Annotated in this window: 19 protein-coding genes and 1 tRNA gene; 5 read left to right on the top strand and 15 right to left on the bottom strand. The window is 61.9% G+C overall.

The window, feature by feature from the left end:
- Nucleotides 1–65: 65 nt before the first annotated feature.
- Together fmt and def are read right to left on the bottom strand one after the other, a co-directional pair.
- On the bottom strand, nt 66–1,049 hold the full coding sequence (gene fmt, locus H1204_RS00155; protein ID WP_180729313.1) for a methionyl-tRNA formyltransferase: 984 nt from the start codon (nt 1,047–1,049) through the stop codon (nt 66–68).
- Nucleotides 1,050–1,080: 31 nt separating this feature from the next.
- Entirely contained in the window at nt 1,081–1,584 is a 504-nt protein-coding gene (gene def, locus H1204_RS00150) for a peptide deformylase (RefSeq protein WP_180729312.1), read from the bottom strand.
- A 254-nt stretch (nt 1,585–1,838) separates the two neighbouring features.
- Here def and dprA point away from each other — a divergent pair, with 254 nt between their 5' ends.
- The 3 genes from dprA (at nt 1,839) to H1204_RS00135 (ending at nt 6,408) form a co-directional block, all read left to right on the top strand.
- A complete protein-coding gene (gene dprA, locus H1204_RS00145; protein ID WP_180729311.1) occupies nt 1,839–3,011 on the top strand; it encodes a DNA-processing protein DprA in 1,173 nt (390 codons plus the stop codon).
- 54 nt (nt 3,012–3,065) lie between these two features.
- Nucleotides 3,066–3,443 (top strand): thioredoxin family protein, encoded by a 378-nt coding sequence (locus H1204_RS00140; protein WP_180729310.1) that lies wholly within the window; start codon nt 3,066–3,068, stop codon nt 3,441–3,443.
- Nucleotides 3,444–3,750: 307 nt separating this feature from the next.
- The gene (locus tag H1204_RS00135; RefSeq protein WP_180729309.1) at nt 3,751–6,408 is read left to right on the top strand and encodes a DNA topoisomerase III; all 2,658 of its coding nucleotides are present in this window, start codon (nt 3,751–3,753) and stop codon (nt 6,406–6,408) included.
- A gap of 111 nt (nt 6,409–6,519) precedes the next feature.
- Here the strand turns inward: H1204_RS00135 and H1204_RS00130 are convergent, their stop codons facing one another.
- Together H1204_RS00130 and H1204_RS00125 are read right to left on the bottom strand one after the other, a co-directional pair.
- Nucleotides 6,520–7,611: a LysR family transcriptional regulator gene (locus H1204_RS00130; RefSeq protein WP_180721175.1), complete on the bottom strand. Its 1,092-nt coding sequence runs from the start codon at nt 7,609–7,611 to the stop codon at nt 6,520–6,522.
- Between the two features lie 332 nt (nt 7,612–7,943).
- Nucleotides 7,944–9,800, bottom strand: a complete 1,857-nt coding sequence (locus tag H1204_RS00125; RefSeq protein ID WP_180729308.1) for a phosphoenolpyruvate carboxykinase (GTP) — start codon at nt 9,798–9,800, stop codon at nt 7,944–7,946.
- A 349-nt stretch (nt 9,801–10,149) separates the two neighbouring features.
- Here H1204_RS00125 and H1204_RS00120 point away from each other — a divergent pair, with 349 nt between their 5' ends.
- Nucleotides 10,150–11,163 (top strand): D-2-hydroxyacid dehydrogenase family protein, encoded by a 1,014-nt coding sequence (locus H1204_RS00120; RefSeq protein WP_180729307.1) that lies wholly within the window; start codon nt 10,150–10,152, stop codon nt 11,161–11,163.
- Between the two features lie 49 nt (nt 11,164–11,212).
- On the opposite strand, the gene H1204_RS00115 is transcribed toward H1204_RS00120, so the two are convergent.
- On the bottom strand, nt 11,213–12,079 hold the full coding sequence (locus H1204_RS00115; RefSeq protein WP_180729306.1) for a patatin-like phospholipase family protein: 867 nt from the start codon (nt 12,077–12,079) through the stop codon (nt 11,213–11,215).
- A gap of 52 nt (nt 12,080–12,131) precedes the next feature.
- Nucleotides 12,132–12,536, bottom strand: a complete 405-nt coding sequence (locus H1204_RS00110; RefSeq protein ID WP_035987232.1) for a PaaI family thioesterase — start codon at nt 12,534–12,536, stop codon at nt 12,132–12,134.
- 212 nt (nt 12,537–12,748) lie between these two features.
- On the opposite strand from H1204_RS00110, the gene H1204_RS00105 reads away from it, so the two are divergent.
- Nucleotides 12,749–12,824, top strand: a tRNA-Lys gene (locus H1204_RS00105).
- Nucleotides 12,825–12,894: 70 nt separating this feature from the next.
- Here the strand turns inward: H1204_RS00105 and H1204_RS00100 are convergent.
- The 9 genes from H1204_RS00100 to H1204_RS00060 all read right to left on the bottom strand — a co-directional run bounded on the left by H1204_RS00100 (nt 12,895) and on the right by H1204_RS00060 (nt 20,457).
- Nucleotides 12,895–13,164 carry a DUF4148 domain-containing protein gene (locus H1204_RS00100; protein ID WP_180729305.1) on the bottom strand — a complete coding sequence of 90 codons (270 nt, stop codon included), beginning with the start codon at nt 13,162–13,164 and terminating at the stop codon, nt 12,895–12,897.
- A gap of 168 nt (nt 13,165–13,332) precedes the next feature.
- Complete coding sequence (locus H1204_RS00095; RefSeq protein ID WP_180729304.1) at nt 13,333–14,166, bottom strand: anti-sigma factor; 834 nt, start codon at nt 14,164–14,166, stop codon at nt 13,333–13,335.
- Nucleotides 14,163–14,681 (bottom strand): RNA polymerase sigma factor, encoded by a 519-nt coding sequence (locus H1204_RS00090; RefSeq protein WP_007581935.1) that lies wholly within the window; start codon nt 14,679–14,681, stop codon nt 14,163–14,165. The genes H1204_RS00095 and H1204_RS00090 overlap by 4 nt, the downstream gene beginning before the upstream one ends.
- A 144-nt stretch (nt 14,682–14,825) precedes the next feature.
- Nucleotides 14,826–15,563: an anti-sigma factor gene (locus H1204_RS00085; protein WP_180729303.1), complete on the bottom strand. Its 738-nt coding sequence runs from the start codon at nt 15,561–15,563 to the stop codon at nt 14,826–14,828.
- 161 nt (nt 15,564–15,724) lie between these two features.
- The gene (locus H1204_RS00080; RefSeq protein ID WP_042305159.1) at nt 15,725–16,516 is read right to left on the bottom strand and encodes an ABC transporter substrate-binding protein; all 792 of its coding nucleotides are present in this window, start codon (nt 16,514–16,516) and stop codon (nt 15,725–15,727) included.
- Nucleotides 16,517–16,548: 32 nt separating this feature from the next.
- Nucleotides 16,549–17,391, bottom strand: coding sequence for a carbon-nitrogen hydrolase family protein (locus H1204_RS00075; protein WP_180729302.1), 843 nt, complete (start codon nt 17,389–17,391; stop codon nt 16,549–16,551).
- Between the two features lie 10 nt (nt 17,392–17,401).
- Nucleotides 17,402–18,556 carry a pyridoxal phosphate-dependent aminotransferase gene (locus H1204_RS00070; protein WP_180729301.1) on the bottom strand — a complete coding sequence of 385 codons (1,155 nt, stop codon included), beginning with the start codon at nt 18,554–18,556 and terminating at the stop codon, nt 17,402–17,404.
- 305 nt (nt 18,557–18,861) lie between these two features.
- Nucleotides 18,862–20,253, bottom strand: coding sequence for an ATP-dependent RNA helicase DbpA (gene dbpA / locus H1204_RS00065; protein WP_180729300.1), 1,392 nt, complete (start codon nt 20,251–20,253; stop codon nt 18,862–18,864).
- An 18-nt stretch (nt 20,254–20,271) separates the two neighbouring features.
- Nucleotides 20,272–20,457 (bottom strand): hypothetical protein, encoded by a 186-nt coding sequence (locus tag H1204_RS00060; protein ID WP_007581925.1) that lies wholly within the window; start codon nt 20,455–20,457, stop codon nt 20,272–20,274.
- Between the last annotated feature and the right edge of the window lie 125 nt (nt 20,458–20,582).

Below are 20,582 nucleotides of genomic sequence, written 5' to 3'. Positions count from 1 at the left end.
TAACGCGCCGCAAGAGCGCGGCGCGCCCTGGCCGAACGTCAGATGGTACGACCGAACGCGCGCCGTTATTGTGACTGCACGAGGTCGAACCGCTGGCCCGCGGCAAGCGTCGAGCCGGCAAGGAAATCGCGCACCGGCAGGCGTTTGCCGCCGGGTTTCTGCAGTTGCGTGATGCGCAACGCGCCGTCGCCGCAAGCCACGACGACGCCTTCGGGCGATACGTCGACGATCGTGCCGGGTCCGGCCTGGCTCGGGGCGTCGATAGGCGCGGCTGACCAGATTTTCAGCACCGCGCCGTCGAGCGTCGCCGCCCCGCCGGGGAACGGGTCGAAGGCGCGAACCTGGCGCGCCAGTTCCGCTGCCGGGCGCCGCCAGTCGAGCGCCGCTTCGTGCTTGCCAATCTTCTCGGCGTACGTTGCACCGCTGGCGGGCTGTGGCGTCGCTGCGAGCTTGCCGCTGCGCTCCAGTTCGATCAGCGCGTCGACGATCAGTTTCGCGCCCGCATCGGCGAGACGGTCATGCAGCGTCGCCGTCGTGTCGGTGTCGTGGATCGGCGTACGGACCTCAGAAATCATCGCGCCCGTGTCGAGGCCCGCGTCCATCTGCATCAGCGTGATGCCCGTTTCGGCGTCGCCTGCTTCGATTGCGCGGTGAATCGGCGCCGCGCCTCGCCAGCGCGGAAGCAACGAAGCGTGAATGTTGATGCACCCATGCGGCGCGATGTCGAGCACTTCCTGCGGCAACAACAGGCCGTAGGCGGCCACCACCATGACGTCGTTCGGAGTGGCGCGCAACTGGTCAATGGCGGCCGTCGCTTCGGCCGGGAACTTGCCGTTACGGCGCAGCGAAGGCGGCTGCGCGACCTCGATGCCGTGCTCCTGCGCGTAACGCTTGACCGGGCTTGCCTGCAATTTCATGCCGCGGCCGGCCGGCCGGTCCGGCTGGGTCAGGACGAGCGGCACCGGAAAACCGGCCTGGTGGATCGCGGCGAGCGCCGCGGCGGCGAATTCCGGGGTGCCGGCGAAGATGACGCGCAACGAATGACTCATGTGCTGATAGCGGAAGCGGTCGGAAAGCGCGTTACATCGCGTGCGCGAGCTTTTTCATCTTGTTCTTGATACGCGTCTGCTTGAGCGGCGACAGGTACTCGACGAACACCTTGCCCATCAAATGATCCATTTCGTGCTGGATGCAGACGGCGAGCAGCCCTTCGCAATCCAGCTCGAAAGTTTCGCCTTTCTCGTTCAGCGCGCGCACGCGCACCTTTTCGGCGCGCTCGACGTTGTCGTAGATCCCGGGCACCGACAGGCAGCCTTCTTCGTGGATCTCCCTTTCGTCGCTCGACCAGATGATTTCCGGGTTGATGAACGCGCGCAGTTCGTCGTGCGCATCGGACACGTCGATCACGATCACGCGCTCGTGCACGTCCACCTGGGTCGCGGCGAGCCCTACGCCGGGCGCGGCGTACATCGTCTCGGCCATATCGGCGACGAGCTTGCGGATACGGTCATCGACCTTTTCGACCGGCTTCGCGACCTTGTGCAGACGCTTGTCCGGGTAGTTGAGGATGTTGAGTAAAGCCATGGTCCTGAAATTGATTGGGCGCCGACCCGGTTACAAGTCGCGCGATTGGCCATTCGGCCAGGTTGTTCGCCAGGCGCGACACGCACAGGATAGATAGTGGCCGAACCGTGTTGATTCAACGCCAGTTCGACGTTCGAGCGCATGTCCGCAGGCTCCCGCGGGCGCGGCGCAGCAGTGGTTTCGGAATATTTCGGATGATGAAAATTTTAGCATGGCGACTGAAAGGCTGGTTGCCGTGCGCGAGGACGCCAGCCATGCAGACGCTTCCCCTGACAGACCAGGAACTCGCCGCCTGGTTGCGGCTTTCGACGGCGCCGGGTCTGAACCCGGCTTCCCTGCGCCGCTTGCTCGCGGCCTTCGGGCTGCCCGAAGCCGTGCTCTCGCAGAGCTTCGCGGCACTCGCCGAAGTCACCGATGAAGCCACCGCCCGGGCCGCGCTCGCGCCACCGCCCGCGGACTTTTCCGCGCAGCTCGACGCAGTGCGGGCGTGGCGCGAGTCGCCCGGCAACGCGCTCGTCACGCTCGACGATGCCGCCTATCCGCCTCTTTTGCTGACCATGCCCGATCCGCCGCCGCTGCTATATGTAAAGGGTCGGGTCGAACTGCTGCACGCGCGCAGTATCGCCGTAGTCGGGAGCCGAAGCGCGACGCCACAGGGTATCGAAGACGCGACCCGCTTCGCCCGCGCCTTTTCGGACGCGGGGTTGACCGTGGTGTCGGGCCTTGCGTCGGGCGTCGATGGCGCGGCGCATCGCGGCGCGCTTCAAGGGCGCGGCAGCACGGTCGCCGTCATCGGCACGGGCGCGGATCTCGTCTACCCCGGCTCGCATCACGCTCTCGCGCATCAGATAGCCGGACACGGCGCGCTCGTGTCGGAATGGCCGCTCGGCACGCCCGCCCGGTCCGCCAATTTTCCGCAGCGTAACCGGCTGATCGCGGGACTCGTCGGCGGCGTGCTGATCGTCGAGGCGGCGATGCGCTCCGGCTCGCTGATTACGGCACGGTTCGCGAACGAGATGGGGCGCGATGTGTTCGCGATTCCGGGTTCGATCCACGCGCCGCTCGCGCGTGGCTGCCATCGGATGATCAAACAGGGCGCGAAACTCGTCGAAACGCCGGAAGAGGTGCTCGAAGAGCTTGGGTTTGCCGCTCCGCCACCGCCCGCGCAGATGCCCCGGCTCCGGGCGGTCACGAAGCCGTCTCACGCCGATGACGACACCCTGCCAGAAAGCGGGACGCCAGTGCCGGCCGAGGCCAGGCGTCTGCTCGACGCGCTCGGCCACGCGCCCGCCACGCTTGAAATCCTGGCAGAACGCACCGACATGGACGACACGCTGTTGCAAAGCACGCTGCTGCGGCTCGAACTGGCGGGCGAACTGTGTGCGCTACCCGGCGGCCGGTACGTCCGCGCGGCGCGCAATGGGTGACGCCTCGTGCTACATTCGCGCCAAATAACCCATGCAATACCGAAGGAAACCGCCATGCCCGCGCTGAACCTGGACACCGACGCTAGACGGATCGCCGAACTCGTTAGTGACAGCGAGACGCTTTTCGTGGCGTGTTTGTGTGCGGAATGGTGCGGGACCTGCCGCGAGTACCGCACCGCGTTCGACACGCTCGCGGACAGGCATCCGGATATCTGCTTCGCATGGATCGATATCGAGACTCACGCAGACCGTTTCGACGACCTTGACGTTGAGAATTTCCCCACAATTCTTATAGAAGACAGCGTGACTACCCGGTTTTTCGGAACGGTCTTGCCACAGGCGTCGATTGTCGAGCGGATGCTGGTCGATCTGACCGCGCTGCCAGGCGTCAAGGGCGCGCCGAAAATGCGCCCGGCTCTGCTCGAAGCCTGAAACATCTGTGAAACACCGGGATTGTCCCGGCCCCGTTTTTAAACATACGGGTGAGCGCAGCACAGGGCATTTGCAAAAATCGTTGCGCGATACGGGAAAACCGGCTCGCGATCGACGCGAAAGCGCCATCTGTAGCGCCTGTCACGCGCTTGCCCAATTGATCTGAGCGCAATTAAGATGACCCGCTTTTTTGGGCTCACCGGTTGCCGTTGCGGCGGCGTGTGCTATAAAGCGGTCGTTAATGGGTGCCAAACCCGGGTTGGAAAACCCGAGGTCCCGGCCCGAATCCACCAATTTATTTTCAGTCATGTCCAAAGCACTGATCATCGCCGAAAAGCCATCCGTCGCGAACGACATCGCGCGGGCTTTGGGCGGTTTTACCAAGCATGACGAGTACTTCGAAAACGACGATTTCGTCCTTTCGTCGGCGGTCGGCCATCTCGTGGAGATCGCTGCGCCGGAAGAATATGAAGTCAAACGGGGAAAATGGAGTTTCGCCAATCTCCCCGTTATTCCGCCGCATTTCGATCTGCATCCAATCGCGAAAAGCGAGTCGCGGCTGAAGGTCCTGAACAGGCTGATCAAGCGCAAGGACGTCGATCGCCTGATCAACGCATGTGACGCGGGGCGCGAGGGCGAGCTCATTTTCCGTCTGATCGCGCAGCACGCAAAAGCGAAGCAGCCGGTGCAGCGCCTGTGGCTGCAGTCGATGACGCCCGCCGCGATCCGCGACGGCTTCGCGCAACTGCGTAGCGACACCGACATGCAGCCGCTCGCGGACGCGGCGCGCTGCCGCTCGGAAGCGGACTGGCTGGTCGGCATCAACGGCACGCGCGCGATGACCGCGTTCAACAGCAAGGGCGGCGGCTTCTTCCTGACCACCGTCGGCCGCGTGCAGACGCCGACGCTGTCGATCGTCGTCGAGCGCGAAGAGAAGATTCGCCGCTTCGTGCCGCGCGACTATTGGGAAGTGAAGGCTGAATTCGTCTGTGCGGCGGGCTTCTACGAAGGCCGCTGGTACGACCCGAAGTTCAAGAAAGACGAGTTCGATCCGGAAAAGCGCGATTCGCGCCTCTGGAGCCTGCCAGCTGCCGAAACGATCGTCGCCGCCTGTCGCGGCCAGACGGGCATCGTGACGGAGGAATCGAAGCCGTCGACGCAACTGTCGCCTGCGCTCTTCGACCTCACCAGCCTGCAGCGCGAAGCCAACGGACGTTTCGGCTTTTCGGCCAAGAACACGCTCGGGCTCGCCCAGGCGCTGTACGAAAAGCACAAGGTGCTGACCTACCCCCGTACCGACGCGCGCGCGCTGCCGGAAGACTACCAGGAGACGGTCAAGCACACGCTGGAGATGCTCAAGGAGAGCAACAACTATCTGCCGTACGCGAAGCAGGTGCTCGACAAGGGCTGGGTGAAGCCGAACAAGCGCATCTTCGACAATTCGAAGATCAGTGATCACTTCGCTATCATCCCGACGCTGCAAGCGCCCAAAGCGCTCTCCGAGCCAGAGCAGAAGCTGTACGACCTCGTCGTCAAGCGCTTCCTCGCGGTGTTCTTCCCGGCTGCCGAGTTCCGCGTTACCACGCGTATTACGGAAGTCGTCGGCCATCATTTCAAGACTGAAGGCAAGGTGCTCGTCGAGCCGGGCTGGCTGCAGATCTATGGCCGCGAGACGGCCGGAGAAGACGCGAATCTCGTCCCCGTTCAGAAGGGCGAGAAGGTCAAGACGGACAAGATCGCCGCGCAGCAACTCGTGACGAAGCCGCCCGCACGCTACAACGAAGCGACGCTGCTGTCGGCGATGGAAGGCGCGGGCAAGCTCGTCGAAGACGACGAACTGCGCGAGGCGATGGCTGCAAAGGGGCTTGGCACGCCGGCCACGCGCGCGGCCATCATCGAAGGTCTGCTGGGTGAAAAGTATCTGGTCCGCGAAGGGCGCGAGCTGATTCCGACCGCGAAGGCTTTCCAGCTGATGACGCTGCTGCGCGGACTCGACGTGAAGGAACTGACTGCGCCGGAACTGACGGGCGAATGGGAATACAAGCTGTCGCAGATGGAGCGCGGCAAGCTGCAGCGCGACGCGTTCATGCAGGAAATCGCCCGCATGACGCAGACCATCGTGAAGCGCGCGAAGGAGTACGACTCCGACACGATTCCCGGCGACTACGCGACGCTGCAGACGCCCTGCCCCAACTGCGGCGGCCAGGTGAAGGAAAACTACCGGCGCTTCGCCTGCACGAAGTGCGAGTTCTCGATCTCGAAGATTCCGGGCGGCCGGCAGTTCGAAATCGAGGAAGTCGAAGAACTGTTGCAGAAGAAGCAAATCGGTCCGCTTTCCGGTTTCCGCAGCAAGATGGGCCGGCCGTTTTCGGCGATCCTCAAGCTCTCGTTCGACGACGAAACGAAGAACTACAAGCTCGAGTTCGACTTCGGTCAGGATCAGGGCGGCGAAGACGGCGAAGCGCCGGACTTCTCCGAGCAAACGCCCGTTGGCGCGTGTCCGAAGTGCAGCGGCAAGGTGTTCGAGCACGGCATGAGCTATGTCTGCGAGAACTCGGTCGCGAATCCGAAGACCTGCGACTTCCGTTCGGGCAAGGTGATCCTGCAGCAGGAAATCGCGCGCGAGCAGATGGCGAAGCTGCTGGAGAACGGACGCACCGACCTGCTGACGAACTTCAAGTCGTCGCGCACGGGCCGCAACTTCAAGGCATTCCTCGTCAAACAGAGCGACGGCAAGATCGGCTTCGAGTTCGAAAAGAAAGAGCCGAAGGAAGGCGCAGCGAAGAAGACGGCCGCGAAGTCCGCAGCCAAGGCGGCGCCCGAATCCGCAAACGACGAGGCAGCGAACGAAGCACCGGCAAAGAAGGTCGCCGCGAAGACGGCTGCTGCCAAGAAAGCGCCTGCAAAGAAGGCCGCCGCCAAGACGACGGCAGCGAAAACGGCAGCGCGCAAGACGGGTTCATAACCTTGTCGGCGCGCGCAGCCTGACGCACACAAGCGCGCAACAAAAAGCGCAGTCACCTTTGACGGTGACTGCGCTTTTTTATCGTCTATCCGAAACGCCGCTGCGTGCGCCTCAATGCGTCGGCGAAACGATGCCGCGTGAACGGTTCAGTGTGCGTGTCGCCGGCTTGGCCGGGATCTCGCCATCCAGCAGGCTCGACAGCGGCTCGGCCCCGTCAAACGCCTCTGGCGGCATCGACATAGCCGTCGATTCGAGCATCGACGGCGCGCGCTCCACGCCGTCCTTCACCCATTGTTCGCCAAGCTTGCTGTTCGGCGTCTGGTTGAAATGCTCGACGAGGTGGTCGATGAACGTACGGACCTTTGCTGGCAAATGCCGCCGGCTCGGGTAGGCGATGTTGATCTCGACCTGCGGCAGACGGTAGTCGCTCAGGAGCCGCACCAGCTTGCCGCGCGTCGTGTCGCGTCCGATCAGATAGCTCGGCAGGATCGCGATGCCCATGCCGAGCAACGCAAACTGACGCAGCATTTCCGTATTGTTCGCGACGATCACGTTCGTCGGACGCACGCGCACTTCACCGTCCGGGCCAGTGAATACACGCTCATCGCCCCAGTATTCGGACGGCAGCGACAGGCACGGATGCTCCAGAAGCTGCTCAGGCCGCGTCGGCGTGCCGTGCTTCTCCAGATATGCGGGAGTGGCGCAGACGGTCATACAGCCCGTCGTGAGCCGCCGCGTGACGATGCTCGCGCTACGCATATGCCGCGCGATCACGACACCGACGTCAAATCCTTCTTCGACGAGATCGACCTGCCGGTCGACCAGCGTCACATCGGGAATCACCTTCGGATAGCGCTCAGCGTACGTCTGAAGCACGGGCGCAAGGTTATGCAGACCGAACACGACGGGCGCGACGATGCGTAGCGTTCCAACAGGCTCGTGATTGCGCGCGACGACCATTTGCTCGACGTCCTCGAGCTCATCGAGAATCTGCCGGGCGCGTTCCAGATATACCTGACCGGATTCGGTCAACGAGAGACTACGTGTGGTGCGGTTGAGCAGTCGGGTACCGAGGCGACCTTCCAGGTCGGCGACATGACGGGTGGCGACTGCGTTTGAAATATCCATCGCGCTAGCCGCGCGGGCAAAACTTCCGAGATCCGCCACTTTGACGAAAACTCGCATCGACTGCAAATGATCCATGGACAACTCCTGCCGTATTACCGCTCCCCCGCGAACAGGAAGCACATTTGGGATTTTCCTACGACTAGGGAAATCCTGCAGAAGTTGCCTAAGAAAGCAGAAATTTTATGAAAATTTGAGTCAATATCTTAAGGGACGGAATAGCACATGGCCTATTGTTCCCATTGTCGAAACAATTTGCTGCATCGCGTCGGAATCGCGTTGGTAGCTCGAACAGCGAAAGCGACGCGTCGGTGGCAGAATGGGGGTCGAAAGGTGACGCCAAAATGGCAGAATTGACGGAAAAGCCGCCCGGAGGCGGCTTCGTCGTTGGTTAGTAGACGCTCACAACATCACACGGCCAGCTTCTTCTCCAGCGCGTTTCGCGTATCTTGCAGTGCGGCAGGCAGCCCTTGTTTCAGCGTGTCGAACAATTCGCTATGCAATGCGAGTTCCTTGCGCCACGCGGCATCATCGACGGAAATCACCTGCTCGAACTGCTCGCGGGTGAAGTCGAGCCCGTTCCAGTCGATATCTTCGTAGCGCGGCGAGACGCCAAATGCATGCTCCTCGCCCTGCGCCTTGCCCTCGACCCGGCCGATCATCCAGCGCAGCACGCGCATGTTTTCCCCAAAACCCGGCCACACGAACTTGCCGTCGTCGCCCTTGCGGAACCAGTTGACGCAGAAAATCTTCGGCGTGCGCGCGTTCATCTGCTCCAGTTTCGCGCCCGTCTTTAGCCAGTGGCCGAAGTAGTCGCTCATGTTGTAGCCGCAGAACGGCAGCATCGCGAATGGATCGCGCCGCACGACGCCCTGCTGGCCGGCTGCGGCCGCCGTCGTTTCCGAGCCCATCGTCGCGGCCATGTAGACGCCCTCGACCCAGTCGCGCGCTTCCGTCACGAGCGGCACGGTCGTCGAGCGGCGGCCGCCGAAGACGAAAGCGTCAATCGGCACGCCAGCCGGATTCTCCCAATCGGCGTCGATCGATGGGCATTGCGAAGCGGCCGCCGTGAAGCGCGCGTTCGGGTGCGCGGCCTTGCGCCCCGTTTCCTTCGCGATCGCGGGCGTCCAGTCCTTGCCCTGCCAGTCGATCAGATGCGCGGGCGGCTCGTCCGTCATGCCTTCCCACCAGACGTCGCCGTCGTCGGTGAGCGCGACGTTCGTGAAGATCACGTTTTCCTTCAGCGTCGCCATTGCATTGAAGTTGGTTTTTTCGCTCGTGCCCGGCGCCACGCCGAAATAGCCCGCCTCCGGATTGATCGCGTAGAGACGCCCGTCCTTGCCCGGCTTGATCCACGCGATGTCGTCGCCGATCGTCGTGATCTTCCAGCCGTCCATGCCTTGCGGTGGGATCAGCATCGCGAAGTTGGTCTTGCCGCACGCCGACGGAAACGCAGCCGCGACGTGATGCTTCTTGCCTTCCGGCGACGTGACGCCGAGCACCAGCATGTGCTCGGCGAGCCAGCCTTCGTCGCGGCCCATCGTCGATGCGATGCGCAGAGCGAAGCACTTCTTGCCGAGCAGCGCGTTGCCGCCGTAGCCCGAGCCGTAGCTCCAGATTTCGCGCGATTCGGGGAAATGGACGATGTACTTCGTGTCATTGCACGGCCACGCGACGTCTTTCTGGCCCGCCGCGAGCGGCGCGCCGACGGAATGCACGCACGGCACGAACGCGCCGTCCTCGCCGAGCACGTCGTACACCTTGCGGCCCATGCGCGTCATGATCCGCATGTTCGTGACGACGTACGGGCTATCGGTCAGCTCGACGCCGATATGCGCGATCGGCGATCCGAGCGGGCCCATCGAGAACGGCACGACGTACATCGTGCGGCCGCGCATTGCGCCGTCGAAGAGACCGTCGAGCGTCGCGCGCATCTCGGCGGGCGCGATCCAGTTGTTGGTCGGGCCGGCGTCCTCGCGATGCTCGGAGCAGATGAACGTGCGATCCTCGACACGCGCGACATCGGACGGATCGGACCACGCGAGATACGAGTTGGGCCGTTTAGCCGCGTTGAGCTTCTTGAGGGTGCCCGCTGCGACCATCTGCGCGCTCAGACGGTCGTATTCCTCCTGCGAGCCATCGCACCAGACGATCCGCTCTGGTTTTGCCAGCGCGGCCACGCGCTGCACCCACTCGATCAGTTTTTGATGTTTGACCCAGGCAGGCGCTTCGAGGGTCGAATGGCCTGCAAATGCGGGATGATTCATCGAGCTGTCTCCGTTTTGGTAGAAAAAGAAAAACGGTCCTAGCCCAGCGACGCTGCATGCGAGAGGCGATAATCGGCGCGAAGTATTTCAATGCACGCGATCCAGCAGTCGTAAGGGCCTTCCAGCCTGTCGCCGACACGTTGAAACCGTCTGTAAAGCGGCTTGCGTGGACATGCAACAAACTGTTAAAAACGAGGGAACTTGCCTCGCCGTCGTGGCTCCGTCATAGCGGCTCCTTGTACGGTAAGGCATTCACAATAAGCATCATGTGGTCCAGGTCACATGATGGGACACCCGAATAAGACTCTCCGTTCCGCACCCGCATGGTGCGTCGCAAAACATATACGCCATGAAGATTGCCATCCTTGACGATTATCAAGACGCTGTCCGCAAGCTCGACTGTTTCCAAATGCTCGCCGACCACGAGGTCAAGGTTTTCAACAACACCGTTCGCGGTCTGGGGCAACTCGCCAGCCGCCTGTCGGAAGTCGACGCGCTGGTCCTGATTCGCGAACGCACCCGCATCAGCTCGCAACTGCTCGACAAGCTGCCGCATCTGCGCATGATCAGCCAGACGGGCCGTGCAGGAAGCCATATCGACATCGCCGCCTGTACCGAGCGCGGCATTGCCGTGCTCGAAGGCGTCGGCTCACCGATCGCGCCCGCCGAACTGACGTGGGCCCTAATCATGGCCGCGCAACGCCGCATTCCGCAATACGTGGCAAACCTTAAGCAAGGGGCCTGGCAACAGTCCGGCCTGAAGACCTCGGCGCTGCCGCCGAACTTCGGTCTTGGCCAGGTGCTGCGCGGACAGACGCTCGGCATCTGGGGCTATGGCAAGATCGGCCGGCTGGTCGCGGGTTACGGCAAGGCGTTCGGCATGAACGTGTTGATCTGGGGCCGCGATCACACCCGCGAAGCGGCGCTCGCCGACGGCTATCAGGTCGCGGAAAGCCGCGAGGCGCTGTTCGAGCAGAGCGACGTGCTGTCACTGCATCTGCGCATGCACGACGACACGCGCGGCATCGTCAAGCAGGACGATCTGATGCGTATGAAGCCGACCGCGCTCTTCGTCAACACGAGCCGCGCAGAACTGCTCGAAGAGAATGCGTTGATCGGCGCGCTGTCGCACAACCGGCCGGGCATGGTCGCGATCGACGTCTACGAAAGCGAGCCGATCCTGCAGGGCTATAGCCTCCTGCGGATGGAGAACGTGATCTGCTCGCCGCACATCGGCTACGTCGAGAAGGAAAGCTACGAGCTTTATTTCAGCGCGGCGTTCAAGAACATTCTCGCCTTCGATCAGGGCGATACGTCGAGCGTCGCGAATCCGGAAGCGCTGCAGGGCGGACGCCGTCGGTAATTGAAAGCCTGCGGCCCAGCGCGGGCCGTAGCGCCTTTAAGTACGCCTTTCAGTCGTGCGCGGCGGCCTCGAGCAGTTCAGGCACGCGTTGTAGAAACTGCTCGCCGTCCATACGGCCGAGGTTGTATGCGTGCTGCATCTGCGACGGACTCGTGTAATCCCAGCTAGAGATCGGCACCTTGCGCGACGGCTGCACGTACAGCCGCTGTTGCGTGCCATGCGGCACGACGAACATCTGCGGACGCGGATAGATCCGCGTCACCATCACCAGCACATTGCCGGGCGTCGGATCGAGCGCGCCGACGGGCACATTGTCGACCATCCCGCCATCCAGCACGGGACGCCCATTACGCCGCAGGACAGGCGTGAACGGCGGCGTACACGATGACTGGAGAATCAGGTCCGCGAGTTCTTCGACGCTCGCGCAATCCTGCGCGCGAACGAATTCCGGATGAAAGCCGAGCGACTGGCCGAGCGTCGGGTGCAGCGTCTTGCGGATGTATTTTTCGATGTTGTAGGCGATCAGTCCGGCCGCGACGGCGCTTCGCGCGCCCAGCCAGCGCGGCACGTGCGACACGCCGATGCGGATTTCCGGCGCCTTCGCCAGTTGCGCAAACTTTTCGCCGTAGATATCGAGCAACGCCTGCCGGTAGATCCGGTAATGCGGAAACACCGATTCGCCGCGCAGCAGATTGCCCCAGTACGCGTTCTTCGTGTTGTTGCGCAGCGCGGTCTCGTAATAGCGCATCACCCAATCGGCGTCGCGCGTGTAGAGCATGCAGGCCGTGGCCGCGCCCGCAGAAATGCCCGTGATGACGCGCGGCTTGATAGCCAGTTCCGGCTGGACCACGTCCCAGAATCCTGCTTGCCACCAGCAGCGATTGCCGCCGCCGGCGAATACGACCTGATCGAACATCCGTTGCTTCCTTCGATTGCCGCGGCGCGGTTCGCACCGTCGACAGGCGCGCTCAGTTGAGCAGCGCGTAGGTGGTGGTGGCGTGGACGGCCATCTTGCCGTCGTCGTCGGTCAGCTCGACTTCACCGAACACCAGATTGCGGCCCATGCGCAGCACGCGCGCCGTGATGACCACGTCGCCTTTGCGAACGGCGCGCATGAAGCTGATGTTCAGCGAAACGGTGGTCATCGGTTTGAACCCGCCGAGCGCCGCTGAAATGGCGACTACCATCGCCGTATCGGCGGCTGCCATGAAGACTTGCCCGCAGATCACGCCGCCGCTGTGCCGCAGCTCGCCGGAAAACGGCAAGCGCAGCGTCGCGCTTTCATCGTCGACTTTGACGGGCGTGAGCGAAAGTGCGCGTACCCATGGCGCGAGCACGCGATCGAGCAGTTCCCGGACTTCGGTTTCGTCCATCATGATTTCCCGTTGGGGCCGCGCGGAAGGCCGCACGGCATGGTGTCGCGACATGATACCGGGACGAACGCCCGTGCGCTTCGATAGTGCTTTCGGTGGATAGTGGCCGTCCCGTCCTTCCTGGCGAGGCTTGCCGCGGAATCTTTTTTTAAGAGATTTGCGAGATACGCTTGCCAAGCAAGAAAAACTCCTGCATAATTTCGCTTCTGTTGGGGGCGTTAGCTCAGTTGGTAGAGCAGCGGACTCTTAATCCGTAGGTCGAGTGTTCGAGTCACTCACGCCCCACCAAAGAATTCGAAGGCCGGTCAAGCGAAAGCTGACCGGCCTTTTTGTTTTCCCCGCCGCGCGCCCAACAACTTCAATTCCCCGGCACTGCCGCATCCGAAGCCGCCTTGGCCATCTTGTTCGCTCTTTCCGCTTTGGCAAGCGCCTGCTTCTTCAGATATTCGACCGTGCCTTGAAACGCCGGACTGACATCGGGATACGAAGCATCCGTGACGAAGTTCAATCCATTCTGCTGCGCCTCGATCAATTCCTGATACACCTCTGCGCGCGTCTTGCCTTGCGCGAAGACATTCATCGAACCGAGTGCAGCGACGGCGACAGCCAGCAATGCGAGCATCTTCATTTCAAACTCCTTTGAAAACGTGCGGTACGCACAATGACGAACCACGCGATGCTGCAATCTATTCCCGTCACGACACAAAAAATAAATACGGATAGCTAACTATCAAAGCAAAAACAAAAGCGGCCACACCCGAAGATGCAGCCGCTCAACGTCAAAGCACCGCCAACATCAACCCGGCGTCGCCCCCGTCAACTGCGCATACACATCGTGCGCAATCTGCAACATCACCTTGCGATCGATACCGCCCGACACCGCATAGCCAAAATCGCCATCGACCCAATAAAAAACGTTCACCGGCCCTTCCTGATAAAGCTTGAACGCCGTCGTATTCGCATTCACCTTGCGATGAGAAATACAAAGCGTCACGCGCTCGCCGTTCGCGTTGTGATACATGAACTGCGCAACGGGCCCGTCGTCGCCGGGCAATATACGGCCGCCCGCGAGCTCGAATCCGCTTTTCGTGAGCATCGGCGGATGCACATCGGTGCCAAGTTTGTTCGCAAGGTACTGCACGAAATCCTGCTCGTGGTCCTGGCCGATCTGCGCGGGACGATTGACGGTAGGCATATAGACGACATGCGCCAACGCGGCCTTCTGCGCGAACAATTCTGAAGCATCCGCACTCACGGGCCGCGTACTCGCGGTTACCGACGGCGCACTCGCCCACGGCGCAGCCACATCCTTGCCCATGTTCGTGCCGACGCCAATGCCAATGCCCATCACCAGCGCCGCTGCCATACCCGCAAATTGCGGCCAGTTCGCCGCGCTGAGCCAGCGACGCTTCTCCGGCATACGCAAACGCGCAGGCACGGGCTCGTTCAGCACGCGGTCATAGCGCTCATGAAACATGTTGTTCAGCGAAAAGTAATCGCTCACGCGCGCCGCCAGCGCGGGATTCTGTTCGATTGCCCGCTCTACCTGTTCACGGCGATCGTCGGACAGCGTGCCGTCCACGTACGCATGAATGTCTTCTTCGCTGATGGGAGTCTGTTGATCGCTCATCGCACCACCTTCAGTTTCGCGCCGGGCTGTGCGCCCGCCATCAATGCGCGCAAGCGCTCGCGTCCACGCGAGAGCCTCGACATCACGGTACCGACGGGGATGTCGAGTGCAATCGCAACTTCGGCATAACTCATTTCTTCTAGCCCAACCAGCAAGACGACTTCGCGCTGATCGGCGGGCAGACGCTGCAATGCGTAATCGAGATCGCGCACTTCGAGCGAACGCGTCTGCTCACCCGACACCGCAAATTCGCTTTCGACAATGCTCTCGTCGTCCACCGAAACGTGAACAGCGCGCGACGACGACTTGCGCACCTGATTGACGAACACGTTGTGCATGATCGTGAAAAGCCATGCGCGCAGATCGGTTCCCGCCTCGAACATTTTCGTACGCGTGAGCGCGCGTTCGAGTGTGTCCTGCACGAGATCGTCCGCGAGATCGCGATTGCTGATCAGCGCGCGCGCATAGCGGCGCAATCGCGGCACGTGGTCCATCAACTCGTTACGGATGTCCATTTGCTCTACCTATCAAATATCGCTTGGCGCGCATTCCGCCGCGCGCGTCGCCTCTTGAAGCAGAGAACACAACCTGCTGTATTTTATTCCGCTTGTTTCGCGGAAACCGCAAAAGCACGTGCGAATCGACAAGCCGTGCATTTGCTAACGGATCGTCAGCGCGTCAGCAGCGCGCATCAGACCGTGTGTCGTTGCCTTTCCGGCGAGCACGTAGCGCCGGCCTTTCACCGTCCACGACAGCAGCCGCACCTCGCCGATGCGCTGCGCCGCCCAGTGCGGCTGGTCGGTCGCGAATGGCGCTGCGCTCGAAAGCAACACGACAGCTTCGCCATCGGCATTGCGGTAATCGAGTATGTCGATGTTCGCCAACGCGTTCGGATGACGCGTCTTCGTCGCAACCAGCTTCAGCCCTAACGGCGACAGATCGACCGAGTGCGGATCGTAGAGCACAGCCTCCGGCGCAGCGCCGGTTAGCTGACCCGAATCGCGCATCAGCGCCATGACGGCCGCGCCGTCGAGCATTTCCGGCGATACGCGCGACGCAAAAAACCAGCCGCTCACGGACAGAACGACCAGCGCGATGCCGAGCAGTGCGACGCTGATGCGCCGCACAAGGAACCTGCGCATCGCCGACGGTATATCGACGGTCCGCTTTCGATCAACACCCGGCGCCTGAATGCCTTGCGGAAGCGCGCCTTCAAATGCGCTGCGCATCTGCATGTTCAACTGTCGGTAGAACGCGATCCGATCGGCCTCGCCGGGTCGCGCGCCGAGATATTTCCGCACGCGCGCCGCCCGATCCGGCGGCAGATTGCCGTCGGCGAATGCCTGCATGTCCGCTTCGGTAAGCGGCTTGTCGGACGGTGAATGGGTGTGGGACATGATCGTCGGTCGTGCAAATATCGGGCTCTTGCTGCGCTAACAGGATCGTTGCAGGCTTTATTCCATCCGCTTTCGACGATTGATTCATCAGACGTTAGACAAAAAGAAACGCGCCGCATGACGTGAGTCATGCGGCGCGTTGCGCGATGCAGCGAAGTTGTTTACTTGGCCGAAACGTCGATATTGCCGAAGTATTTTTCCGCGAGCGTCTTGACCGTGCCGTCTGCCTGCACTTTGGAGATCGCCGCGTTCAACTGATTGCGCAGCGCCGTGTCACCCTTGCGAATGCCGAACGCGACACCGCTGCCGAGAATCTTGTCGTCGCGCACCGCCTGGCCGACGAACGCGAAGTCCTTGCCGTCAGGACGCGACAGGAAGCCCGTCTGACCCGCCGGCGCGAGCACCAGCGTCGCATCGAGTCGACCAGCGACGAGATCCGCGTACACCTGGTTCTGATCCTGATACGGCACGACGGTGACGCCAGCGTTTTCCCAGTGCGCCTTCGCATACGTTTCCTGGATCGACGCCTGCAACACGCCGACGCGCTTGCCTTTCAGCGACTCGGGCGTCGGTTGCAGCCCGCTATCCTTGCGCGCGATCAGTTGCGTCGGCACGCGGTAGATCACGTTGGTGAAGTCGATTGCCTGGCGGCGCTTTTCCGTCGCGTTCATCGCCGAGTTGATCGCGTCGAACTTGCGGCCCTGCAGCGCAGGGATCAAGCCGTCGAACGACGTTTCGACCCAGCTGCATTTCAGGTTCGCCGTCTTGCAGACCGCATTGCCGACATCGATATCGAAGCCCTGCAACTCGCCATTCGAGCCCTTCGATTCAAACGGCGGATATTGCGCCTCGAGGCCATAGCGCAGCGACGTCGCATCGGCGGCCATCGCCGACGCCGTTGCCACCGATGCGAACGCGCACGCCAGCATCAGCAGATTCTTCACAAGTTTCATATCGATCTCCTTCCCCTTATGTTCAATGCGGTTCAACGCACGTCAGACGGCGTGGCGATGCGCCGATGCGTGAGCACCGGCAGGCGGTTGCGCGCTTCATCGAGCGCGCTTTGTGTCAGCGTCGCGAGCGCGATGCCGGGTTCGTCGTCATGCCGCGCGAGCACTTCGCCCCACGGCCCGACGATCATACTGTGGCCAAAAGTCCGCCAGCCGTTCGAGTGGGTGCCGCACTGGCCAGACGCAAGCACGAAAGCCTGGTTCTCGACGGCTCGTGCGCGCAACAGCAGTTCCCAATGCGCGAGGCCTGTGGTGTACGTGAAAGCGGCGGGCACAGCGATCACATCGGCGCTGGGTCCCGCGCGATACAGTTCGGGAAAGCGCAAGTCGTAACATACCGACAGACGCAGCGTGCCGAACGGACCTTGCGCTGTGCCGACGCTGTCGCCACCGACCATTGTGTCGCCTTCGGCATGCTGCTCGGCGCCCTGATTGAAGCTGAACAGATGGATCTTGTCATAACGCGCCGAGCATTGTCCCGAAGGATCGAACACGAGCGACGTGTTGTACGCATGCGTGCCGGCCTGCGGCCCATGCAACGGCCGGATCGGCACCGTGCCACCGATCAGCCACGCGCCCGTCTCGCGCGCGAGTTCGGAAAGCGCCTGTTGAATCGGACCATCGCCGAATGCTTCGGCAAGGGCCACGCGCTGCATTTCATCGTCGCCGATCCAGCAAAAGTATTCGGGCAGGCAGATGAGCGTGGCGCCATCGCGCGCGGCCTGATGTACCCAGCGACGCGCTTCGCCAAGATTTTGCTGGACGTCCGCGCTGCTGCTCAACTGCACCACGGCTGCCTTGATCGATTCCTGCATCATTGCGTGTTCCTCAGATTGAACGCAAACGGCGCGCGCCTTCGATCAGCGTCTCGTCGTCCTTCGAAAAGCTCAGGCGAATCAGGCCGGAATCCGTGCCGTCCGTATAGAACGCCGACAGCGGAATGGTCGCGACCTTCGCATCGCGGATCAGCCGCAGCACGAAGTCGCTGTCGCTTTCATCCGAGAAGCCGCGAAAACGCGCGAGCATGAAAAAGCTGCCCTCGCTCGGCAACAGCTCGAAGCGCGACTCGCTCAGCTCGCGTGTCAGCAGATCACGCTTGTGCTGATAGAACGCGGACAGGCCCAGATAGCTTTGCGGATTCGACAGCGCTTCGACGAACGCGTACTGCATCGGCGTATCGGCGGAAAACACCATGAACTGATGGACCTTGCGGATCTCGTCCATCAGCGCAGCGGGCGCGAGGCAATAACCGACGCGCCAGCCCGTCACGTGATACGACTTGCCGAACGACGACACGATCACGCTGCGTTCCGCCAGCTCGCGATGACACGCCATGCTGTGGTGCTTCGCACCGTCGAACACGACGTGCTCATACACTTCGTCGGAAAGAATCACGATATCCGTGTTGCGCGTGACAGCTTTCAGGCGCTCGATATCGGCATCGCTGAAAATCGTGGCGGTCGGATTGTGCGGCGTGTTGACGATGATCATCCGCGTTTTCGGCGTGATCGCCGCGGACACCTCGTCCCAGTTCACGCGGAAATCAGTGGAAGACAGTTTGATCGGGATAGGCTTCGCGCCTTGCAGGCGCACGATGGGCGCATAGCTGTCGAACGACGGCTCGAAGTAGATCACCTCGTCGCCGGGATGCACGAGCGCGCTGATCGTCGAATACAGGCCTTCGCTGGCGCTGGCGATCACAGTCACTTCCGTCGACGGATCGTAGTGCACGCCATACAGCGTTTCGACCTTCGCGGCGAGCGCCGCGCGCAATGCGCCGATGCCCGCCATCGGCGCGTACTGGTTGTGACCGGCGCGCATGGCTTTGGTCACGCCGTCGACGAGCGCTTCGTCGGGCGAAAAATTCGGCGCGCCCTGTGACAGGTTCAGCGCATTGTGTTCGGCGGCCAGTTGACCGATCACCGTGAAAATCGTCGTGCCGACGTCCGGCAATTTCGAGCGGGCTTGCAAAGCGCTCTGCATGAGTTTCCTCCTCCTCGCTGCAAATCGGCGGGCCACGCATCACGCGTCGGTCCCGTTCAGTTTGAACGATTAGGCAACAACGCACGAATGAGAACAATCGAAACTTTGTCATGCGCGGCATGCGTTTCGCTCATGCGCGCGGCAATCGGAGGCGAGGCGGAGGATCGGCGCAAGCGTGCGTGCCCTTCTGCGGCAATGCGACATGCAAATGACGGCGGGGCAATCCCGCCGCCATGAAAAGGAGTGATGCCTTCGTCTTTCGCTTATTCGTCTGACGTTTTTCTCGCAAAAGGCGAAGACGCGGCTCACTCGTCCATCAAACGCACTTTCACCTTCTTGCCTTTAACCTTGCCCGCACTGAGTTTGCGCAACGCATCACGTGCGATGCCGCGCTCGACGGCCACATAAGTCGAAAACTCCGTCACATTGATCTTGCCGATCTGCGTACCGTTGAAACCGGCTTCGCCCGTCAGCGCGCCCAGCACATCGCCGGGACGGATCTTTTCCTTGCGGCCGCCGAGAATCTGCAGCGTCTCCATGGGCGGCAGCAGCGGCTCGTCGTTCGCCGCCTTCAGTTCGGCCAACGGATGCCATTCGACATCGCGCCCTTGCGCCTCTTCGATGCCGCCCACGCGTCCCATCTCGTTCATGCTCGAGAGGCTCAACGCCCACCCTTCCTGATCCGCGCGACCTGTACGGCCGATGCGGTGTACGTGTACTTCCGGGTCCGGCGTCACGTCGACGTTGATCACAGCTTCCAGTTGCGCGATGTCGAGACCGCGCGCGGCGACGTCGGTTGCGACGAGCACCGAACAGCTACGATTCGCAAACTGGATCAGCACCTGATCGCGCTCCCGCTGATCGAGCTCGCCATGCAGTGCGAGCGCATGGAAACCTTGCGCGCGCAGCACGTCGAGCAGATCGCGGCACTGGTTCTTCGTGTTGCAGAAAGCGATCGTGCTCACGGGACGGTAGTGATTCAGCAACAGGCCGACGGCGTGCAGCCGTTCGTCTTCCGTCACTTCGTAGAAGCGCTGGCGGATCTTGCTGTCGTCGTGCCGTTCTTCGAGCTTGACGTCCTTCGGGTTGCGCAAGAACTGCTGGCTCAGCTTCGCGATGCCCTCGGGATATGTCGCCGAGAACAGCAGCGTCTGCCGCTCTTTCGGACATTGACGTGCGACCTTCGCGATATCGTCGAAGAAACCCATATCGAGCATGCGGTCCGCTTCGTCGAGCACGAGCGTGTTGAGCGCGTCGAGGGACAGGCTGCCGCGCTCCAGATGGTCCATGATGCGCCCAGGCGTGCCGACGACGATATGCGCGCCGTGCTCGAGACTGGCGGTTTGCGGACGCATCGGTGTGCCGCCACACAGCGTCAGCACCTTGATGTTCTCTTCGGCGCGCGCGAGGCGCCGGATTTCCTGCGTGACCTGATCGGCGAGTTCGCGCGTCGGGCACAGCACCATGGCTTGCACCGAGTAGCTGCGCGCGTCGAGCCGCGCCAGCAATGCGAGCGAAAACGCCGCGGTCTTGCCGCTGCCCGTTTTCGCCTGCGCGATCAGATCCTGGCCGGCGAGCGCGATCGGCAAGCTGGCGGCCTGAATGGGCGTCATCTCGACGTAGCCGAGTTGCGCGAGATTCGCGAGTACCGCTTCGGAAAGCGGCAGTTCGCTGAAGGGACGAGCTTTTGTTGTCATGTCGATGTCGATACTGGCTTAGTTGTACGGGCGACCTTCGATCTGCTCGTAGACGATCGTGCCGTCGTCGGCATCGAATCGTTCGACATAGTTGCGCGCGCCGCACATCGGGCAGCGAAACAGCAAACCTTGCCCTTCGTTCTTGATGACGACGTCGGACAGTTCCCACTGCGCGCCGCAGCTCTGGTTGATGCAAGTAAACACGGTGATCTCCAGCTTGAGTCGTCCGCGCGACGTCTTCGTGCGCGCAGAGGCCTTTTGATAATAGGTTTACCTGTATGTATACGTAGTAACAGTTAACAAGCGAACTGCTTTTCTGTGGATAACAC

It is taken from the genome of Paraburkholderia sp. PGU19 (assembly GCF_013426915.1).
Classification (GTDB): Bacteria; Pseudomonadota; Gammaproteobacteria; order Burkholderiales; family Burkholderiaceae; genus Paraburkholderia.
The sequence above is the reverse complement of the archived record's forward strand: the minus strand, read 5'-3'. Positions and strand labels throughout refer to the sequence as shown.

Bases quoted from the DNA above. Each gene is read 5' to 3' on its own strand.
- fmt (WP_180729313.1), bottom strand. From the start codon at position 1,049: ATGAGTCATTCGTTGCGCGTCATCTTCGCCGGCACCCCGGAATTCGCC.
- def (WP_180729312.1), bottom strand. From the start codon at position 1,584: ATGGCTTTACTCAACATCCTCAACTACCCGGACAAGCGTCTGCACAAG.
- dprA (WP_180729311.1), top strand. From the start codon at position 1,839: ATGCAGACGCTTCCCCTGACAGACCAGGAACTCGCCGCCTGGTTGCGG.
- H1204_RS00140 (WP_180729310.1), top strand. From the start codon at position 3,066: ATGCCCGCGCTGAACCTGGACACCGACGCTAGACGGATCGCCGAACTC.
- H1204_RS00135 (WP_180729309.1), top strand. From the start codon at position 3,751: ATGTCCAAAGCACTGATCATCGCCGAAAAGCCATCCGTCGCGAACGAC.
- H1204_RS00130 (WP_180721175.1), bottom strand. From the start codon at position 7,611: ATGGATCATTTGCAGTCGATGCGAGTTTTCGTCAAAGTGGCGGATCTC.
- H1204_RS00125 (WP_180729308.1), bottom strand. From the start codon at position 9,800: ATGAATCATCCCGCATTTGCAGGCCATTCGACCCTCGAAGCGCCTGCC.
- H1204_RS00120 (WP_180729307.1), top strand. From the start codon at position 10,150: ATGAAGATTGCCATCCTTGACGATTATCAAGACGCTGTCCGCAAGCTC.
- H1204_RS00115 (WP_180729306.1), bottom strand. From the start codon at position 12,079: ATGTTCGATCAGGTCGTATTCGCCGGCGGCGGCAATCGCTGCTGGTGG.
- H1204_RS00110 (WP_035987232.1), bottom strand. From the start codon at position 12,536: ATGGACGAAACCGAAGTCCGGGAACTGCTCGATCGCGTGCTCGCGCCA.
- H1204_RS00100 (WP_180729305.1), bottom strand. From the start codon at position 13,164: ATGAAGATGCTCGCATTGCTGGCTGTCGCCGTCGCTGCACTCGGTTCG.
- H1204_RS00095 (WP_180729304.1), bottom strand. From the start codon at position 14,166: ATGAGCGATCAACAGACTCCCATCAGCGAAGAAGACATTCATGCGTAC.
- H1204_RS00090 (WP_007581935.1), bottom strand. From the start codon at position 14,681: ATGGACATCCGTAACGAGTTGATGGACCACGTGCCGCGATTGCGCCGC.
- H1204_RS00085 (WP_180729303.1), bottom strand. From the start codon at position 15,563: ATGTCCCACACCCATTCACCGTCCGACAAGCCGCTTACCGAAGCGGAC.
- H1204_RS00080 (WP_042305159.1), bottom strand. From the start codon at position 16,516: ATGAAACTTGTGAAGAATCTGCTGATGCTGGCGTGCGCGTTCGCATCG.
- H1204_RS00075 (WP_180729302.1), bottom strand. From the start codon at position 17,391: ATGATGCAGGAATCGATCAAGGCAGCCGTGGTGCAGTTGAGCAGCAGC.
- H1204_RS00070 (WP_180729301.1), bottom strand. From the start codon at position 18,556: ATGCAGAGCGCTTTGCAAGCCCGCTCGAAATTGCCGGACGTCGGCACG.
- dbpA (WP_180729300.1), bottom strand. From the start codon at position 20,253: ATGACAACAAAAGCTCGTCCCTTCAGCGAACTGCCGCTTTCCGAAGCG.